General features: G+C 75.7%; 1 protein-coding gene. It reads right to left on the bottom strand.

Annotated elements, in window-relative coordinates; translation table 11 throughout:
- Positions 1 to 102: 102 nt before the first annotated feature.
- Positions 103 to 20019 (bottom strand): non-ribosomal peptide synthase/polyketide synthase, encoded by a 19917-nt coding sequence (locus tag ACIQ8B_RS19635; protein ID WP_403548294.1) that lies wholly within the window; start codon positions 20017 to 20019, stop codon positions 103 to 105.
- Position 20020: the final 1 nt, after the last annotated feature.

Raw genomic sequence — 20020 nt, 5'->3', positions numbered from 1 at the left:
TCTCGCTCTCTCGGTCGGTGATCGGGTGGTGATCGGTTGGTGAAAGGGGGCTGGGACGGGATTCCGTCTGCGGCGGTGGGGCGCGGGCCGCGAGGCGGGGCGTCACCGGCGGCCGCGGGCGTGGTGGGCGATGTGGCGCAAGGCCCGGGCGAAGTCCTCGGCGACAGCGCGCACGGTGGCGGTGGCGTGCAGGGCGGGCCGGTGGTGCCAGATGAAGGACAGCCGCCCGCGCTGGACGGCGCCGACGATCTCCAGCGGGTGGGAGCCGCTGTCGCGCGGGTCGTGGTGGCGGCCGAACGAGCCGTGTTCGGCGCGTATCAGGCCGTGACCGGGGTTCTCCGGGCGGGCGTCCCACTGTCCGAGGTAGTTGAAGACGACCTGTCCGTGGGCGGCGCGTCCCAGGCGTTCGCGCACCTCGGGCGGGCCGAAGGTGCGCAGCGCGCCGAAGCCGAGGCCGTTGCCGGGCACGGCGCGCAGCTGGCGGCGTACGGACTTCACCAGGGTGCGCCAGTCGCGGTCGGGGCCCAGGTCGACGGGTTCGGGGACCTGGAGGGCGACGGGGTGGACGGTGGTGAACCAGCCGACCGTGCGGGTCAGGTCGACGTCGTCGAGGACGTCCTCGCGGCCGTGTCCCTCCAGGTCCAGGCGGACGTCCTCGTGGCCGGTCCAGCGGGCCAGGGCGAGGGCGAGGGCGGCGAGCAGGACGTCGTTGACGCGGGTGCGGTACGCGGTTGGTGCGGCGCGCAGCAGCGCCTCGGTGTCCGCCTCGTCCAGTTCCACGGTGAGCGTGTCGACGGCGCCGGTGTCGGGGCCGTCCGGCGTCTCGGACGGGAGCGGCTCGGTGTCCACGGCGTGTTCCCAGTAGGGCAGTTCGTGGTCGAAGGCGCCGGAGGCGACGTGTGCGGCGAGGCCGCGGGCCCAGTCGCGGAAGGAGGTGGTGCGCTCCCCCAGCGCGACAGGTCCGCCCTGGGCGGCCTGCCGGTAGGCGGCCTCCAGGTCGTCGCGCAGGATGCGCCAGGAGACGGCGTCCACGACCAGGTGGTGGCCGACCAGGAGGAGGAAGTCGGGCCGGTCGGCGGCACCGGTGAACAGGGCCGCCCGCAGCAGCGGGCCGCGTGCGAGGTCGAAGCCGGTGTGCAGGTCGTCGGCGGCCTTCTCCATCGCCGTGTCGGCGTCGGTGGCGGTGAGGCCGCCGAGGTCGTGGCGGGTCAGGAGCCCGTCGCGGTCGGTGTCGTCCGCGGGCGGGTTGTACTGGCGCCAGCCGTCCTGGCCGGCGGTGAAGCGCATGCGCAGGGCGTCGTGGTGGTCGAGCAGGGCGTTGAGGGCGGTTTCCAGGGCGGTGGCGTCGACGCCGGGGGCGAGTTCCACCAGCAGGGACTGGTTGAAGTGGGCGTGGCTGGCGCGCTGTCCGGTCAGGAACCATTCCTGGATCGGGGTGAGCGGCACGTCCCCGCTCACCGCCTCCTCCCCGGTGTGCCGGGGGGCGGTGGTGACGACGCCGGCCAGTTCGGCGACGGTCTGGTGGGTGAACAGGTCGCGGGTGGTCACGTGCAGTCCGTCGCGTCGCAGCCGGGAGACGACCTGCATGCTGAGGACGGAGTCGCCGCCGAGGTGGAAGAAATTGTCGTGCGCCCCGACGTCGGCGACGCCGAGGACGTCGCCCCAGATGCGGGCGATACGGCGTTCGGTGTCGGTGCGCGGCGGCGTGTGCGGCCCGGTGGCGGTGTGCGCGGGCCCGGGTTCGGGCAGCGCGTTGCGGTCGGTCTTGCCGTTCGGGGTGAGCGGCAGCCGGTCCAGCGGCACGAACGCCGAGGGGATCATGTGCGCCGGGAGCAGTCCGGCGAGGTGGTCGCGCAGTTCGGATACGGGCAGGTCCTCGGAGGTGCCCTCGGCGGGTACGACGTGGGCGACCAGGCGTGCGTCGGATCGGCCGTCCGGATCGCTGCCGCCGGCGCGGACGGTGACCACCGCGTCGCGCACCAGCGGGCTGCCGCGCAGCGCGCTCTCGATCTCGCCGGGTTCGATGCGGAAGCCGCGCAGTTTGAGCTGGGCGTCGGCGCGTCCGGCGAAGCGCAGGTCGCCGCTCGCGTCCCAGCGGGCGCGGTCGCCGGTGCGGTACATGCGCTCCCCGGGGGCGCCGAACGGGTCGGCGACGAAGCGGGAGGCGGTCAGGCCGGGCCGGTGGAGGTAGCCGCGGGCCAGTCCGGGTCCGGAGACGTAGAGGTCGCCGGTGACGCCGGGCGGGACGGGGCGCAGGGCGGCGTCGAGGACGTGGACGCGGGTGGCGCCGGCCGGGCGTCCGATGGGCGGGGCGCCGGCGGCCGGGGTGAGCGGGCCGGTCCAGGTGGCGACGACGGTGGCCTCGGTGGGGCCGTACGAGTTGATCATCCGTCGGCCGGGGGCCCACCGTTCGACGAGGTGGGCGGGGCAGGCCTCGGCGCCGACGATGAGGGTGCGCAGGTGCGGCAGGGCGTCGGCGGTGCCCGGGTCGACCGTCGCGAGGGCGGCGGGCGGGATCAGGGTGTGGCTGACGCGCCGCCCGGCGAGGACCTCGGCGAGGCGCTCGCCGACGAGGGGGCCCTCCTCCCCGGTGAACAGGGTGGCGCCGCTGAGCAGCGACACGCACAGCTCCAGCACCGAGGCGTCGAAGCTGGGTGAGGCGAACTGCAGGACCCGGTCGCCAGGACCCGCGTCGTAGCGGTCGGCGGCTGACGCGGCGAAGGCGGCGAGGCCGCGGTGCGTCACCGTGACGCCCTTCGGGGTGCCGGTGGAGCCGGAGGTGTAGATCACGTACGCCGGGTGGTCGACGGTCAGCGGGGAGGTGCGGTCGACGTCCGTGGGCGCGGTGTCCGGTCCGTCGGCGTCCCACACGGCGGCCGGGTCGTCCAGGACGAGCCAGGCGCCGGCGTCGCGGAGCATGAACTCCCGGCGCTGCTGCGGATAGTCCGGGTCGACGGGCAGGAAGGCGCCGCCGGCCTTGGTGACGGCGAGCTGCGCCACCACCGTCTCCGTGCTGCGGGGCAGGGCCAGGGCCACGATCCGCTCGGGTCCCACGCCCCGGGCGATGAGGCGGTGCGCCAGCCGGTTGGCGGCGCGTTCGACGTGCGCGTACGTCAGCTCCCGGCCGTCGGCGTCGGCCAGGGCGAGGGCGTCGGGGGTGTGCGCGGCCTGGCGTTCGAACAGCTCGGGCAGGGTGGCCGGCGGGACCGGGCGGGCGGTGGCGCGGCCCTGGTCGAGCACGGCCTTGAGCGTCTCGTCCGTGGCGAGGGGCAGGGCGCCCACGGGCCGGTCGGGGTCGTCGGCGACGGCGGTCAGCAGGGTGCCGAGCTGGTCGGCCATGCGTTCGGCGGTAGCCGTGTCGAACAGGTCGGTGTTGTAGGTGAGGACGCCGTGCAGTTCACCGGTGCCGGTCTCGGCGAACTCCAGGGTGAGGTCGAACGCGGCGTGCCGCAGCTCGCTGTCGACGTCGGTGACCTCCAGGCCGGGCAGGTCGAGGGCGGCGGCCGGGGCGTTCTGGAGGACGACCATGACCTGGAACAGCGGGGTGCGGCTGGTGTCGCGGACCGGCTGGACCTCGTCCACGACCTGCTCGAACGGCGCCTCCTGGTGGGCGAAGGCGTCCAGGACGGTGCCGCGGACCTCGTCGAGGAACTCGGGGAACGGCCGGCCGGGCGTGACGCGGGAGCGCAGCACGAGCGTGTTGACGAAGAACCCGACGAGGTGCTGGACCTCGGCGCGGTCCCGGCCGGAGGTGACCGTGCCGACGGTGATGTCCTCACCGCCGGTCAGCCGGGCCAGGTAGGCCTGGGCGGCGGCGACCAGCGTGGTGAACAGGGTGGCCTGCCGGTCGCGGCCCACCCGGGCGAGGCGGCGGGTCGTCTCGCGGGGCAGGGAGAGCCGTACGGAGGCGCCGTGGTGGGTGCGCACCGCCGGACGGGGCCGGTCGGTGGGCAGGCCCAGCGTCTCCAGCCCTGTCAGGTGCTCCTTCCAGTACCCGAGGTGGTCGTCCGTGCCGCGCCCGCGCTGCCAGTGCGCGTAGTCGGCGTACTGCACCGGCAGCGGTGGCAACGCGTCCGTCTCCACGCCGAGTTCGGCGCGGTAGAAGTGGGCGAGGTCGCCGGTGAGCACGCCGGTGGACCAGCCGTCGGTGACGATGTGGTGCAGGGTCAGCGTCAGGACGTGCTCGTCGTCCGCGAGCCTGATCAGACCCGTGTGCAGGAGCGGGCCGCGCCGCAGGTCGAACGTGCGGGCGCGTTCGGCGTCCAGCAGGTCCGCGAGCCGGGCGTCGCGTTCGCCTCCGGTGAGCTGCGACACGTCGTGCAGGGTCAGCGGCACGTCCCCGGCCGGGTGGACGATCTGCACGCCGTGGCCGTCGACCGCGTCGAAGGTGGTGCGCAGCGCCTCGTGCCGCTCGACCAGGGCGCGCAGGGCCGCGGTGAGGGCGGGCACCTCGAGCCGGCCGCGCAGCCGCAGGGCCAGCGCGGTGACGTACTCGCCGCTGCCCGGCGCGAACTCCTCCAGGAACCAGAGGCGTTGCTGGGCGTACGACATCGGGGCGGGCGTGTCCCGGGTGACCGGGACGATCGCGGCAGGGGCGGTGCCGACGGGGTGTTCCTCGGTGAGCAGGGCGGCGAGGGCCTCGGGGGTCGGGTGGGTGAACACCGCACGCGGGGACAGTTCGGTGCCGAACGCCTCGGAGAGGCGGACGGCGAGGCGGATGCTGAGGATGGAGTCGCCGCCGAGCTGGAAGAAGTCGTCCCGCACGCCGGGGCGCGGCACGGACAGGACGTCGGCGAAGACCTCCACCGTGCGGCGCTCGGCGTCGGTGCGCGGCTCGGCCGACGTGTCCTGTACCCCGCTCGCGGGTTCCGGAGCGGGCAGGGCCGCCCTGTCCACCTTGCCGTTGCGGCTGAGCGGCAGGGCGGGCAGGACGACGAACGCCGACGGCACGAGGTAGTCCGGCAGGGAGCGCCGAGCGAACTCCCGCAGGGGGGTGACATCTTCGGTGCCGACCACGTAGGCGACCAGGCGGCGGCTGCCGGGCCGGTCCTCGCGGGCGAGCACGGTCACGTCGGTGACGCCGGGGTGTCCCGCGAGGACGGCCTCGACCTCACCCGGCTCGACGCGGAAGCCACGGATCTTCACCTGGTCGTCGGCGCGGCCGAGGAACTCGACGGTGCCGTCGGGGCGGCGGCGGACCAGGTCGCCGGTGCGGTACATGCGGCTGCCGGACGGGCCGGCCGGGTCGGCCAGGAAGCGGGCCGCGGTGTCACCGGGGCGGCCCAGGTAGCCGCGGGCCACGCCCTCGCCGGCGAGGTACAGCTCGCCCGGGCAGCCGGGCGGCACGGGCCGCAACCGGCCGTCGAGGACGTGCACGCGCATGTCGTCGAGCGGGTGGCCGATGGGCACGGTGTCCGGGACGGTGGCCGCGTCGGTGAGGGCGGACGACGTGGCGAACGTCGTCGTCTCGGTGGGGCCGTAGCCGTCCACGACGGTCAGGCCCGGGCAGGCGGCCAGGACGCGGCGTACGGCAGCGGCCGGCACGACGTCGCCGCCGGTCCACACCTGGCGCAGTCCGGCGAAGCAGTCCGGCGCGTCCTGCGCCAGCAGCCGGAACAGGCCCGCGGTCAGCCACAACGCGCTCAGACCCGTGTCGCGCACCAACTGCCGCAACAGCGCGGCGTCCAGCGGCCGTGAGGGGGCCACGACGACGCAGCCGCCGGTGAGCAGCGGCGCCCACACCTCGAAGGTGGCGGCGTCGAAGGCCACCGGGGAGTGCAGCAGCACCCGGTCGCACACACCGCCGGTGAAGCGGCTGTCGGTGGCGAGGGCGGCCACGTCGCGGTGGCGTACGGCGACGGCCTTCGGTTCGCCGGTCGACCCGGAGGTGAACATCACGTAGGCGAGCCGGTCGGGGTCGGCCGGTGCGGCGACGGGCGCGTCCGGCAGGGGAGTCCGCGCGCCGGTGACGTCCTCGGCGGACAGGACCGTCGCTCCCGCGCGCTCGATCAGCGTGCGGCGCCGGTCCTCGGGGGCGCGGGCGTCCACGGGCACATAGGCGCCGCCCGCCTTGAGGACGGCGAGCTGGGCGACGACGAGTTCGGCACCGCGGTCCGTCAACAGGGCCACCCGGTCCTCGGCCCGCAGTCCGCCGGCGAGGAGCCGGGAGGCCACGGCGTCGGACCAGTCGTCCACCTGGCGGTACGTCAGCTCGGTGTCGCCGTCGCGCAGCGCGGGCGCTTCAGGCGTGCGGCGGACCTGCTCGGCGAACAGGGCGACGGGGCTGCTCGGTTCGGTCCGGCGGGCGGTGGTGTTCCACCGCCCGAGCAGGGCGCGGTCGTCCTCGGTCAGCGCGTCCAGGCCGGTCACGTCCGCGTCGGTCTCCAGCGCGTCGGCGAGGGCGCGCAGGACGGCGGTGAGGCGGTCCGCGAGGCGTTCGGCCGTGTCCGTGTCGAACAGGCCGTCGTCGTAGGCGAGGTCGAGGCCGAGGCGGTCGCCGAGGTGGGCGCGCAGGCACAGCGGGAAGGTGGGCGCGTCCTCGGCGCGCACCTCCTCGACCTGTACGCCCGTGCGAGCGGTGGCGGATTCGTCGACGGGATAGTTCTCGAACACCACCATGCTGTCGAACAGCGCCTCACCGGCCGGGACCTCGCTCAGCGCCTGGATGCGGGGCAGGGCGAGGAAGTCGAAGCGCCGGGTGTCGCTCTGGTGCTCCTGCACCGCGCGCAGCCAGGACGCCGCTCCCCCGCCCTCGACCCGGACGCGGGTGGGCACGGTGTTGATGAACATGCCGATCATCGACTCCACGCCGGGCAGTTCGGCCGGGCGCCCGGAGACGGTGGTGCCGAACACGACGTCGTCGCGGCCGCTGTGGCGGGCCAGGAGCAGCGCCCAGGCGCCCTCGATGACGGTGTTCACCGTGAGCCCGGCGCGGGCGGCGCCCTGCCGGAGCCGCGCGGAGAGGTGCTCGTCCAGTCGCCGGCTGGTGAGGGCGGCGGCGCGGGCGCGGTGCTCCTCGGTGGGCGTGCGGTCGTAGGGCAGCGGGGTGCGGACGGGGAACCCGGCGAGGGTCTCGGCCCAGTGCGCCTCGGCGGCGGCCTCGTCCTGGTCGTGCAGCCAGCGCAGGAAGTCGGCGAACGGACGCCGGACCGGTGCGGGGGCCGATCGGCCGCCGGTGAGGGCGGCGTAGCGCTCGCACACCTCGGTGAGGAGCTGCCCGGTGCTCCAGCCGTCCAGGATGAGGTGGTGGGAGGACCACAGCAGCAGTACCTCGTCGCCGGGCAGTGCGGCCAGGGTGATGCGGGTGAGCGGTGCGGTGGTCAGGTCCATGCCCGCCGCGCGGTCGGCGGCCAGCAGGTCCCCGGTGGCCGCCGCGCGCTCCTCGGGCGTGAGGTGTCGCCAGTCCAGGTGGGTGACGGGCAGCTCCACGCGCCGGTGCACGACCTGCACGGGGTGCGGCAGGCCCTGCCAGTGGACGCTGGTGCGCAGGGCCTCGGTGCGGTCGGCGACCTGCTGCCAGGCCGCGGCGAAGCGCCGCGCGTCGCTCACCCCGGCCAGGCGGACGGCCACGCGGTCCGAGTAGGCGCCCGACGTGTCCACCAGGCCGTGGAAGAGCATGCCGGCCTGCAGCGGTGTCAGCGGCAGGACGTCGGCGACGTGCCGGCCGTCGCCCACCAGGCGGTCCAGCTCCCGCTGGCCGAGCCCGGCCAGCGGGAAGTCGGACGGGGTGCGGCCGCCCGCGTCCGGGGAGGCGCAGTGGGCCGCGATCTCGCGCAGCGCCGCGCACATCTCCTCGGCGAGCGCCCGGACGGTGGACCCGTCGTAGACGGCCGGCGGGTAGGTCCAGCCGAGTTCGAGCCGGCCGTCCTGCACCACGCCGGTGATGTCCAGCAGGTAGGGCCGGGGGGCGTCGGGGTCGGTGTCGGACCCGGCCGGGGGCAGGGCGGCGCCGTACAGGCCGCTGCCGCCCGCGTCGGCGTCCCACTGGCCGTGGTAGTTGAAGCCGACCCGCGGTGCCGGGGCGCCGGCCAGCGGGCTGTCGGGCAGCAGGTGGCGCAGCGCGCCGTGGCTCAGGCCGTGCAGGGGCACCGCGCGCAGCTGCTCCTTGACCGAGCGGAGGGTGTCGTGCCAGCCGGCGTCGGGGGCGACGGTCAGCGCGAGCGGGAACTCGGCGGTGAACCAGCCGACCGTCCGGGACAGGTCCAGGTCGTCGAAGAGGTCCTCGCGGCCGTGGCCCTCCACGCCGACCAGCACGCTGTCACGCCCGCACCAGCGGGCCAGGGTGCGGCCGAGGGCACTGAGCAGGACGTCGTTGACCTGGGTGCGGTAGACCTCCGGGACCTGGCGGAGCAGGGCCTCGGTGGTCTCCGGTTCCAGTTCCACGGTGACCGTGGCGGCGGTGCCGTGGGTGTTGGGACCGGGGCGGCCCGCGGGCAGCTCGGCGGGGGCCTCGGCGGTACGCCGCCAGTGGTCGAGGTCGCCGTCCAGGGCGCCGGAGCGGGTGTGGGCCTCCAGCCGCGCCGCCCAGTGGCCGTAGGCGGTGGTGGCCGGGGGCAGTTCGACGGGGTGTCCGGCGGCGGCCTGCCGGTGGGCGGTCTCCAGGTCGGCCAGCAGGATCCGCCAGGAGACGCCGTCGACAACCAAGTGGTGTACGACGAACAGCAGTTGGCAGGGCGCGTCCGGGCCGCGGTCGAGGACGAGGACGCGCGCCGTCCGGCCCTCGGTGGGGTCGAGTGCGGCGCGTGCCTCGTCCGCGAGGCGGGCCGCCTCGGATTCCAGAGCGGGGCCGTCGAGGCCGGTCACGTCGTGCAGGGTGACGGTGCCGTCCGGGACGCCGGGCAGGACCTCCTGACGCCAGCCGTCCTCGGTGCGGCGGAAGCGGGTGCGCAGGGCGGGGTGGTGCCGTACGAGGGCATCGGCGGCGGTGCGCAGGGCGGACAGGTCGGTGCCGGGGGCGAGTTCGAGGCGCTGCGACATGGTGAAGCGCAGCGGGTCGCCAGGGCTGCGGCCGTCGAGGTACCAGCGCTGGATGGGGGTGAGCGGCGCCTCGGCGGGCGCGGTCGTGTCGGTGGTGACCGGCGTCGACTCGGTGACGTGCAGGGCGAGTTCGGCGACGGTCTGGTGGCGGAAGACGTCCTTGGTGGTCAGCGCGAGACCGGCCTGGCGGGCCCGGGAGACGATCTGGATGCTGAGGATCGAGTCGCCGCCGAGCGCGAAGAAGTTGTCGCGCGCGCCGATCCGTTCGACGCGCAGGACGTCCGCCCAGATCGTCGCGAGGGTCTGCTCGGTGCCGGGGCGGGGCGCCACGTAGGTTTCCGTGGTGTCGGGTTGGGCGGGCGGAGCAGGCAGGGCGCGGCGGTCGGTCTTGCCGCTGGTGGTGCGCGGAATCCGGGTCAGCGGCACGAACGCCGCGGGCACCATGTGGTCCGGCAGGGTGCGGCGCAGCGCGAGGCGCAGTTCGTCGGCGGCCGGGGCGGTGTCCCCGGCGGGCACCAGGTAGGCCACGAGCATCTGGCGGCCGGCGTGGTCGCGTGCCGTGACGACGGCGTCGGCGACGTCCGGGCGGGCGAGCAGCGCGGCTTCGATCTCGCCGGGTTCGATGCGGAAGCCGCGGATCTTGATCTGTTCGTCGGCGCGGCCCAGGAACTCCAGCACTCCCCGTGCGTCGCGGCGGGCGCGGTCGCCGGTGCGGTACATCCGCTCCCCCGGCGCGCCGAACGGGTCGGCGAGGAACCGCGCGGCGGTCAGGCCGGGGCGGTTCAGGTAGCCGCGGGCGACCTGGGCGCCGGCGAGGTACAGCTCGCCGGGCGTGCCGGGCGGCACCGGGCGCAGGGCGCCGTCGAGGACGTAGGCGCGCAGGTTGGCGCCGGGCCGTCCGATGACCGGCCGGTCGGGGCGGTCGGTGACGCGGCCGTAGGTGGCGTCGACCGTGCACTCGGTGGGGCCGTACATGTTGTAGGCGGTGACGCCGAGTTCGGCGGCGGCGCACAGGTCGCGCCAGGTGCCGGGGCCGGTCGCCTCGCCGCCGACGAGCAGGACGCGGGGGTGGTGGCGGCCGGGGGCGAGCAGGCCCGCGGCGAGGAGTTCGCGCAGGAAGGACGGGGTGACGTTGACCAGGTCCAGGTTCCGTTCGGCGATCTGCGCGCAGAACGCCTCGGGGTCCAGGCGCACGTCCTCGTCGATGAGGTGGACCTCCTGGCCGAGGGCGAGCAGCAGCGGGCCCTCCCAGGAGGTGTCGAAGGAGAACGAGGCGCTGAGCGCGGCGCGCAGCCGCCGCCCGTCCGCGGTGTGCGGGGCGACGAGCCCTTCGCGGTGGTCGTGGCAGAGGTTGACCAGGTGCCGGTGTTCCACGACGACGCCCTTGGGGCGGCCGGTGGAGCCGGAGGTGTAGATCATGTACGCGGCGTGCTGCGGGAGCAGCGGGGCCGGGCGCTCGCGGTCGGTGGGGTCGTGGGCGGGCAGCCGGTCCCACGGGGTGGCGCGCAGCGTGTCGGCGGTGAGCACCGTGTGCGGGGCGGCGTCCTCAAGGAGCCCGGCGGCGCGTTCGGCGGGCAGGTCGGGGTCGAGGTGGAGCAGGGTGGCGCCGGACTTGGCGACGGCGAGCACCGCGACCACCAGCTCGGAGGTGCGCGGCAGCCGGACGGCCACCACCCGTTCGGGTCCGGCGCCCAGGGCCAGCAGGTGGTGGGCGAGCCGGTTCGCGCGGTCGTTCAGGACGGCGAAGTCGAGGGTGGCGTCGCGGGCGACCAGCGCGGTGGCGTGCGGGGTGCGGGCGGCCTGGGCCTCGAACAGGGCGGGGAAGGTGGTGTCCGGGACGGTCAGGTGGGCTCCCTGGCCGTCGTGCAGCACCCGCCGCCGTTCGTCGGCGGTCATCAGCTCCAGCGCCCGTACCTCACGGTCCGGTTCCCGCACCGCCGCCTCCAGCAGCAGGCGCAGGCGGGCGGCCAGGCCGCGGACGGTGTCCTCGTCGAACAGGCCGGTGTCGTACTCCAGGTGGCCGGTGACGCCGCCGTCGCCCTCGACGAAGTCGAAGGCCAGGTCGAAGGTGGCGTGCCGGACCGGCGGCAGGAGCGGCTCGGTGTCCAGGCCGGGCAGCTCGGGTGCCTCGGCGCCCAGGTTGTGCAGGGCGACCATGACCTGGAACAGGGGGGTGCGGCTGGTGTCGCGTTCGGGCTGGAGGGCGTCCACCAGCCGTTCGAAGGGCACGTCCTGGTGGGCGAAGGCGTCCAGGACGGTTCCGCGCACCTGTTCGAGCAGAGCGCGGAACGACGTTCCGGGCCGGACCCCGTTGCGCAGCACCAGGGTGTTGACGAACATGCCGACGACGTCGTGCAGTTCGGGGCGCTCGCGGCCGGCGGTGACGGTGCCGACGGCGAAGTCGTCCTGGTCCGCCCAGCGGGACAGCAGGACCGTGCAGCCGGCGAGCAGGGTCATGTAGAGGGTGGCGTCGGCCTCACGCCCCCGTTCGCGCAGCCGGTCGGTCAGCTCGGCGGGCAGCGTGAAGGTCACGAGCGCGCCGTCGCGGGAACGGACGGCGGGACGCGGTCGGTCGGTCGGCAGCTCCAGCGGCGGTACGCCGGCCAGCTGTTCGCGCCAGTGGGCGAGTTGCCGCTCGGCCTGGTCGGTGCGGGCGCGCTGCCAGGCGGCGTGGTCGGCGTAGCGCACGGGCAGGTCCGGGAGTTCGGGCCGGCGGCCCTCGTGGGCAGCCGCGTAGAGCTCGCCGAGGTCCCGGCCGAGGACGCCGAGCGACCAGCCGTCGGTGACGATGTGGTGGACGGCGAGGGCCAGCACGTGCTCGTCGGCCGCGGTGCGGGCGAGGCGGGCGCGCAGCAGCGGCCCGGTCGCCAGGTCGAACGGCGTGGCGGCCTCGCGGTCCAGCAGTTCCTCCAGCGCGGCCCGCGAGTCGGGGGCGGCGGTGAGGTCGTCCACGGCCAGGGCGGCCGGATGCGGCGGGTGCACCACCTGCCGGGGCTGTCCGTCCTGTTCGGTGAAGGTGGTGCGCAGGGATTCGTGGCGGGCGACGAGGCCGTCCAGGGCGGTGCGCAGGGCCGGCTCGTCGAGCGGGCCGCGCAGGCGCAGCACGGACAGCGTCGTGTACTCGGTGCTGCCGGGCTCGAACCGGTCGAGGAACCAGAGGCGTTGCTGGGCGTACGACAGCGGCGCCGGGGTCTCGGGGGCGGTCGCCGTGATCGCGTCGACGGGGGCGGCGGAGGTGTCGCCCACCGGGTCGCCGAGTTCGGCGGCGAGCGCGGACACGGTGCTGTGGGTGAACAGCACGCGCGGGGACACGTCGGGGCCGAACGCGGCGCGCAGCCGGGCGGTGACGCGGACGGCGAGGATGGAGTCGCCGCCGAGCGCGAAGAAGTCGTCCCCGGCGTGCACCTCCTCGATGCCGAGGACGTCCGCCCAGGCGGCGGCGACGGCCCGTTCGGCGGGGGTGCGCGGTGCGGTCCGGTCGGTGTCGGCGGCATAGCCGTCCGCCGTCGGGGCGGGCAGGGCACGCCGGTCGAGCTTGCCGTTGACGGTGAGCGGGAGGGTGTCCATCGGGACGTAGGCGGCGGGCACCATGTGGGCGGGCAGCAGCCGTTCCAGATGGGCGCGCAGCTCGGCCGCCACGGGGGTCGCGTCGCCGGTGCCGACGACGTGCGCCACGAGGCGGCGGGTGCCGGAGGCGTCCTCGAACACGCCGACGGCGGCGTCGGCGACCCCGGGGTGGGTGTGCAGGGCGGCCTCGATCTCGCCGGGCTCGATGCGGTACCCGCGGATCTTCACCTGGGCGTCCGCGCGGCCCAGGTACTCCAGGGTGCCGTCCGGCCGCCACTTCGCCCGGTCGCCGGTGCGGTACATACGGCTGCCGGCCGGGCCGAACGGGTCGGCGAGGAACCGGGTGGCGGTCAGGCCGGGGCGGCCCAGGTAACCGCGGGCCAGGCCCTCCCCAGCCACGTACAGCTCGCCGGTCGCGCCCGGCGGCAGAGGGGACAGGCCCGCGTCGAGCACGTACACCCTGAGGTCGGGTATCGCGACGCCGATGGGGCTCGCGGGGCCGTGCGCGGCGGTGGCGGGGCCGAGCGGGGCGTGGGTGACGTGCACGGTGGTCTCGGTGATGCCGTACATGTTGACCAGGCGCGGGGTGTCGGCCGGGTGGCGGGCCCACCAGTCGGTGAGCCGGCCGACGTCGAGGGCCTCACCGCCGAAGATCACCGTGCGCAGGGCGAGACGGGCGCCGGTGCCGGGGTGTTCGGCGTCGGCGCGCACCAGCGGGTAGAAAGCGGACGGCGTCTGGTTGAGGACGGTGACCCCTTCGTCGGCCAGGAGCCGCAGGAAGTCCTCCGGGGAGCGGGCGGTCTCGTCGGGCACGACGACGAGCCGGCCGCCGTGCAGCAGCGGGCCCCACAGCTCCCACACGGAGAAGTCGAACGCGTAGGAGTGGAACAGCGTCCACACGTCGTCCGGGCCGAAGTCGAACCACGGGCGGGTCCGGGTGAACAGCCGCACCACGTTGGCGTGCGGGATCACCACGCCCTTGGGGCGGCCGGTGGAGCCGGAGGTGTAGATGGCGTAGGCGGGGCTCTCCGGCAGGGGGCGGCGGGCCGGGGCGGGGCCGGTGGTCGGGCGCCGGGTGAGGCCGGCCTCCTCGTCCGGGGCGTCGAGGAGGACGACGGGCACACCGGTGCCGTCGAGGCGGGCCGCGGTGCCGGTGGTGGTCACCAGGGTGACGGGCGTGGCGTCGGTGAGGAGGTGGGTGATGCGTTCGGCGGGCGAGTTGGGGTCGATCGGCAGGTAGGCGGCGCCGGTCTTCAGTACGGCCAGGACCGCGACGACCTGGTCGAGGGAGCGGGGCAGCGCGAGGGCGACGAACCGCTCGGGTCCGGCGCCCAGTTCGGCGAGCCGGTGGGCGAGGCGGCCGGCGCGGGCGTCGAGGGTCGCGTAGTCCAGGTGCTCGGTGCCGCAGGTGACGGCGACGGCGCCGGGGGTGCGGGCGGCCTGCGCCTCGAACAGGTCCACCAGCGTCTCGGCGGGGCGGCCGGACGCGGTGCCGTTCCAGTCGGTGAGGATCCGGTGCCGTTCCCCGGCCGTCGTCCAGGCCAGGGCGCGCAGCGGCCGGCCGGTGCCGTCGGCGAGCCCGGTCAGGAGCAGGCAGAGCCGGTCGGCGAGAGCGCGGACGGTGGCCGCGTCGAACAGGTCCGGGTCGTAGGCGAGGTCGAAGCCGAGGCGTTCCCCGTGGTAGGCGCGCAGGACGAGGGGGTAGTTGGTGGCGTCGCGGGAGGACACGTCGGCCAGGCGGATCCCGGACCCGGCGGTGCGGGCCTCGTCGAAGGGATAGTTCTCGAAGGCGACCATGCTGTGGAAGAGCGGGCTGCCGGACGGCACGTCGCTCAGCTGGGTCAGCTCGGCGAGCGAGGCGGCGGCGAACCGTCTCGACTCGGCCTGGGCGTCCTGGAGTTCGCGCAGCCAGGCCCCGGCGGGGCGGGCGGGGTCGACGCGGACGCGGGTGGGCACGGTGTTGATGAACATGCCGACCATCGACTCGACACCGGGCAGGTCGTCGGGGCGCCCGGAGACGGTGGTGCCGAACAGCACGTCGTCCTGGGCGGCGTAGCGGGACAGCAGCAGGGCCCAGGCGCCCTGGACGACCGTGTTGAGGGTGAGTCCGGCCTCGCGGGCGGTGCGCGCGAGGCGGGCCGACGCCTCCGCGTCCAGGCCGGCCGTGTGCAGTGCGGCGGAGCGGGCCCGGTGGGCCTCGCGCAGGGGGCGGTCGGCGGGCAGCGGGGTGGGTTCGGCGAACCCGGCGAGGACGTTCTGCCAGTGGGCGCGGGCGGCGCCGGGGTCCTGTTCGGCGAGCCAGCGCACGTAGTCGCCGAAGGGGCGCCGCAGCGGCGGCCGGGTCTCGGTGCCCGCGGTGAGCGCGGCGTACTCCTCGCACACCTCGGTCAGCACCTGGGCGAGGCTCCAGCCGTCCAGGACGATGTGGTGGGACGTCCACAGCAGGTGCAGCCGGGCGTCGGGCAGCCGGACCAGGGTGAGCCGCATCAGCGGCGCCGCGGCGAGGTCGATGCCCCGGGCCAGGTCGTCGGCGCGCAGCCGGGCCAGGCGCTCGGCGCGTTCCACCTCGTCCAGCTCGCGCCAGTCGAGGTGGGTGACCGGCACCCGGACGTCGCGGCGCACGACCTGGAGGGGTACGGGCACGTCCTCCCAGACGACGCAGGTGCGCAGGGCCGGGGTGCGGTCGGTGACGCGCTGCCAGGCGACGGCGAAGGCGTGCGGGTCGGCGACGCCGTCGAGGAGCAGGGCGGCCTGGTCGACGTAGACGTCGTCGGGGCCGCCGACCAGCCGGTGGAAGAGCATGCCCTCCTGGAGCGGGGTGAGCGGCAGCACGTCCTCCACGTCGCGGCCGTCGCCGACGAGGCGGTCCAGGCGGTCCTGGTCGAGGCGGGCCAGCGGGAAGTCGGACGGGGTGCGGCCGCCCGCGCCGGGCAGGGCGCAGTGCTCCGTGATCGCGGCGAGCGCGCCGGTCATGCCGTCGGCGAGGGCTCGGACGGTGGCCTCGTCGTGGACCTGGTCGCTGTAGTGCCAGGTGAGGTGGAGTTCGCCGTCGGTGACCACGGCGGAGACGTCCAGCAGGTGGTCGAGCGGGGTGTCCGGGGCGATGTCGCGGCCGGGCGTCTCGCCCGCCGGGGCGAAGTCGCCACCGTCGGCGGCCTCCCACTGGCCGTGGTAGTTGAAGCTGATCTGCGGCAGCGGCACGTCCTTCAGTGCGCGGGCGGCCGGGTCGGGCGAGCCGAGGCGGGCGAGGGCCTCGTAGCTCAGGCCGTGCCGGGGCACGGACCGCAGCCGCTCCTTCACCGCCTTGAGGGTCGCGCCCCAGTCGGGTGCCCCGGGCGGCCCGGCGGGCGCGAGGGTGACGGGGTACTGGGCGGTGAACCAGCCCACCGTGCGGGACAGGTCCAGAGTGTCGTCCTCGCGGCCGTGGCCCTCCAGCAGGACGGTCACCCGCTCCGCGCCCGTCCAGTCGGCGAGGACCCGGCTCAGCGCGCCGAGCAGCACGTCGTTGACCTGGGTGCGGTAGACGGCGGGCACCCGGCGCAGCAGCGCCTCGGTGGTGGCGCGGTCCACGCGGGCGTCGAGGGTGCGGACCGAGCCGGCCGGCGGGGTGCCGGGGCGGTCCACGGGCAGCGGGGTGCGGGGCTCGGCGGCCTCGGCCGTCCAGTGCGGCAGGTCGGCGTCGAGGTCGCCGTCGCGGACCCGGCGCGCGAGGTGCGCGGCCCAGTCGGTGAACGGCGTGGCGACGGGCTCCAGCCGGACCGCCTCTCCCCCGGCGGTCTGCCGGTAGGCCTCGGCGAGGTCGGCGAGCAGGATCCGCCAGGAGACGCTGTCCACCGCCAAGTGATGAGCGGCTACGAAGAGTTGGGGACGATCACCGGCGCGCGTGAACAGGGCGGCGCGCAGCAGGGCGCCGGTCTCGGGGTCAAGGGCGGCGCGGGCGGCCGTGGCGGCCCGTTCGCGCTGCGCCGCCGGGTCGGCGGCGCCGGTGAGGTCGTGGTGGGTGAGCAGGCCGGTGGCCGGGCCCTCGCCGGGGTGCTGCCGCCAGGTGTCGTCCGAGCGGGCGAACCGGGTGCGCAGCGCCGGGTGGTGGGCGGCCAGCGCCTCCAGGGCGCGCTCCAGCGCAGGCTTGTCGAGGTCGTGCGGCAGGTTCAGCAGCATCGACATGCTGAAGTGCCGCAGCGGTCCGTGGGTGGCGAAGAACCACTCCTGTACGGGGGTCAGCGGCGCCGGACCCTCCTCGGCGGGACGCCGGGGCGCGGGCACCTGCGCGGTGCGCACGGACGCGGCGGCGGCGAGGTCGGCGACGGTCTGGTGGCGGAAGACGTCCCGCGAGGTCAGGTGCAGCCCGGCCGCGCGGGCGCGGGAGACGGCCTGGATGCTGAGGATGGAGTCGCCGCCCAGTTCGAAGAAATTGTCCGTGACGCCGACCCGGCGCGCGCCCAGCACCTCGGCCCAGATGCGGGCGAGGGTCTCCTCCTCGGGGGTGCGCGGGGCGACGAACTCCCGCTCCCCGACGCCTTCGAGGTCGGGCGCGGGCAGGGCGCGCCGGTCGACCTTGCCGCTGACGGTCATCGGCAGGGCGTCGAGCACGGTGAAGGAGGACGGCACCATGTGGTCGGGCAGCGTCCGCCGCAGGGCGGCCCGTACCTCGCCCGGGGCGGGCGGGGCGGCGGGGTCGGCGGGGACGAGGTGGGCGGCGAGCCGGGCGTGGCCGTGCGGGTCGGTAACGGCGACGACCGCGGCGGCGGCGACCCCGGGCAGGTCGGTCAGGGCCGCCTCGACCTCGCCGGGCTCGATGCGGTGGCCGCGCACCTTGACCTGGTCGTCGGCGCGCCCCAGGTAGTCCAGACGTCCGTCGGCGCTCCAGCGAGCCAGGTCGCCGGTGCGGTACATGCGGGCGCCGGGCGGGCCGAACGGGTCGGGCAGGAACCGGGCGGCCGTCAGTCCCGGCCGCCCGCTGTAACCGCGGGCCAGTTGCACTCCGGCCAGGTACAGCTCGCCGCCGACGCCGGGCGGAACGGGACGGAGCCGGTCGTCGAGGACGTAGGCGCGCACATTGGGCAGCGGCCGGCCCACGGTCGGCCGGCCGTCGCCGGCTATCCGGCAGGCCAGCGCGTCGACGGTGCACTCGGTGGGCCCGTAGAAGTTGTACGCGGCGACGTCCCGCCGCGCCGCCAGCTCCCGCCACAGCGCGGGTCCGACGGCCTCGCCGCCGAGCATGAGGACGCGCGGGTGGTGACGGGGGTCGGTGAGCAGCCCGGCGGGCAGCAGCTGGCGCAGGTAAGTGGGGGTGAGGTCGAGGAAGTCGATGCGGTGCTCGACGACGTACTCGACCAGGGCGGCGGCGTCCAGCCGGGTCGTCTCGTCGACCAGGTGCAGCGGGTGGCCGTCGGCCATCAGCAGCAAGCCCTCCAGGGAGGTGTCGAAGGAGAACGACGCCGTGAGCGCCACCCGCAGCGGCCCGCCGCCCGTCTCGGCGACGAAGCCCTCGCGGTGGCCCGCGAGGAGGTTCGCCGCGGACCGGTGTGTCACGGTCACGCCCTTGGGGCGGCCGGTGGAGCCGGAGGTGTAGATGACGTAGGCGGTGGTGTCGGGGTGGGGGGGCGCCGACGGAGCGTCGGCGGCGCCGTCTTGAGCGTCGTCCGCCTCCCGCAGCGCGGTCTCGTCGAGGACGAGGGCGGGCCGGGCGTCGTCCAGCAGGAACCGCACCCGGTCCTCGGGCAGCGCCGGGTCCAGGGGCAGGTAGCCTGCGCCGGCCTTCCAGACGGCGAGGATCGCCACGATCATGTCGGCGGTGCGCGGGAGTCGGAGGGCGACCAGGCGCTCGGGGCCTGCTCCCCGCGACACGAGGTGACGGGCCAGGCGGTCGGCGCGCGCGTGGAGCGTCGCGTAGTCGAGGCGGACGTCCCCGGCGACGAGGGCGGTGGCGTCCGGGGTGCGGGCCGCCTGCCGGGCGAACAGCTCGGGCAGGGTCTCCTCGGGGACCGGGCGCGCGGTGGCGTTCCAGTCCCGGGTCACCTGCCGTTCCTGCTCGGGCGAGAGGAGGGGGAGGGCGCCGAGGGGCCGGTCGGGGTCGGCGGCGGCGCCGTCCAGCGTGCGCAGCAGCTGGTCCGCCATGCGTGCGGCGGTGGCCGCGTCGAACAGATCGGTGCGGTACTCCAGCAGGCCCGTCAGCTCGTCGCCGTCGGGTACGAACTCCACGCTCAGGTCGAAGGTGGCGGCCCGCCGGGGCACGGCGACCGGGGAGGCGGCCAGGCCGTGCGGGTCGGGCGCGGTGGGCGGCGCCGGATGCAGCAGGACCATCACGTCGAACAGGGGGTTGCGGCCGGCCTCGCGGGTCACGCCGACGGCCTCGACCAGCCGCTCGAACGGCGTGTCGCCGTGCGCGAAGGCGTCGTTGACGGTGTCCGCGGCGGCGGTGAGCAGGTCCCGGAAGGAGGCGCCGGTCTCGACGCGAGTGCGCAGCGCGACGGTGTTCACGAAGAAGCCGACGGCCCGTTCCAGGTCGGTGCGGCCGCGCCCCGGGGTGAGCGAGCCGACGGTGATGTCGTCCTGCCCGCACCAGCGGGCCAGCAGGGCCTGGCAGGCGGCGACCAGGGCGGTGAACAGGGTGGTGTGCCGGTCGGCCGCGAGCTGCTTCAGCCGGGCGGTGGTGGCGGCGGGGACGGTGAAGGTGTGCACCGCGCCCGCGCCGGACTCCTCGCCGCGGCGGGGCCGGTCCAGCGGCAGTTCGGGGGCGACCGCCCCGGACAGTCGCTCCTTCCAGTACGCCAGGTGGCGTTCCAGCCGCGCGCCGGACAGCTGCTCGCGCTGCCAGACGGCGAAGTCCGGGTACTGCGTGGCCACCGGCGCCAGGGCCGGTCTCGCGCCCTGGGCGAGAGCGTCGTAGGCGGTGCACAGCTCGTCGAGCAGGACGCCCATCGACCAGCCGTCGGTGACGATGTGGTGGGCCGTCAGCAGCAGGACGTGCGTGTCGGGTGCCTCCCGCAGCAGCAGGGCGCGCAGCAGGGGCCCGGCCTCCAGGTCGAAGGGCCGCTCGTACTCGGCCAGCAGGGCCGCCTCCAGGCCGGCGCCGGCCGCTCCCGTGAGGTCATGGACGGGCAGCGGGAGCGGCCCGGCGGGGTGCACGGTCTGCGCGGGGGTGCCGTCGTGCTCCTGGAACGTGGTGCGCAGCGCGTCGTGCCGCGCCACCACGTGCTCCAGCGCGGCGGCCAGGGCGGTGTGGTCGAGGGGGCCGGTCAGGCGCAGCGCGACGGCGCTGTTGTAGCGGGGGTCGCCGGGGCGCAGCCGGTCCAGGAACCACAGGCGCTGCTGGGCGAAGGACAGCGGCAGCGGGCGGGTGCGGTCGGCGCGCGGGATGGCCTGCCGGGCGGTGCCGGGGGCGCCCGGGGCGGCCCGTCCGGCCAGCCGGCGGCGGAGTGCTTCCTGGAGGTCCTGCGGCAGGGCCTCGGCACGGTTTCGCTTCGAAGACGTCATG

Origin of the sequence: Streptomyces sp. NPDC096105 (assembly GCF_044763335.1) — a bacterium.
Lineage (GTDB): Bacteria > Actinomycetota > Actinomycetes > Streptomycetales > Streptomycetaceae > Streptomyces.
This window is presented reverse-complemented; position numbering and strand designations above follow the sequence as displayed.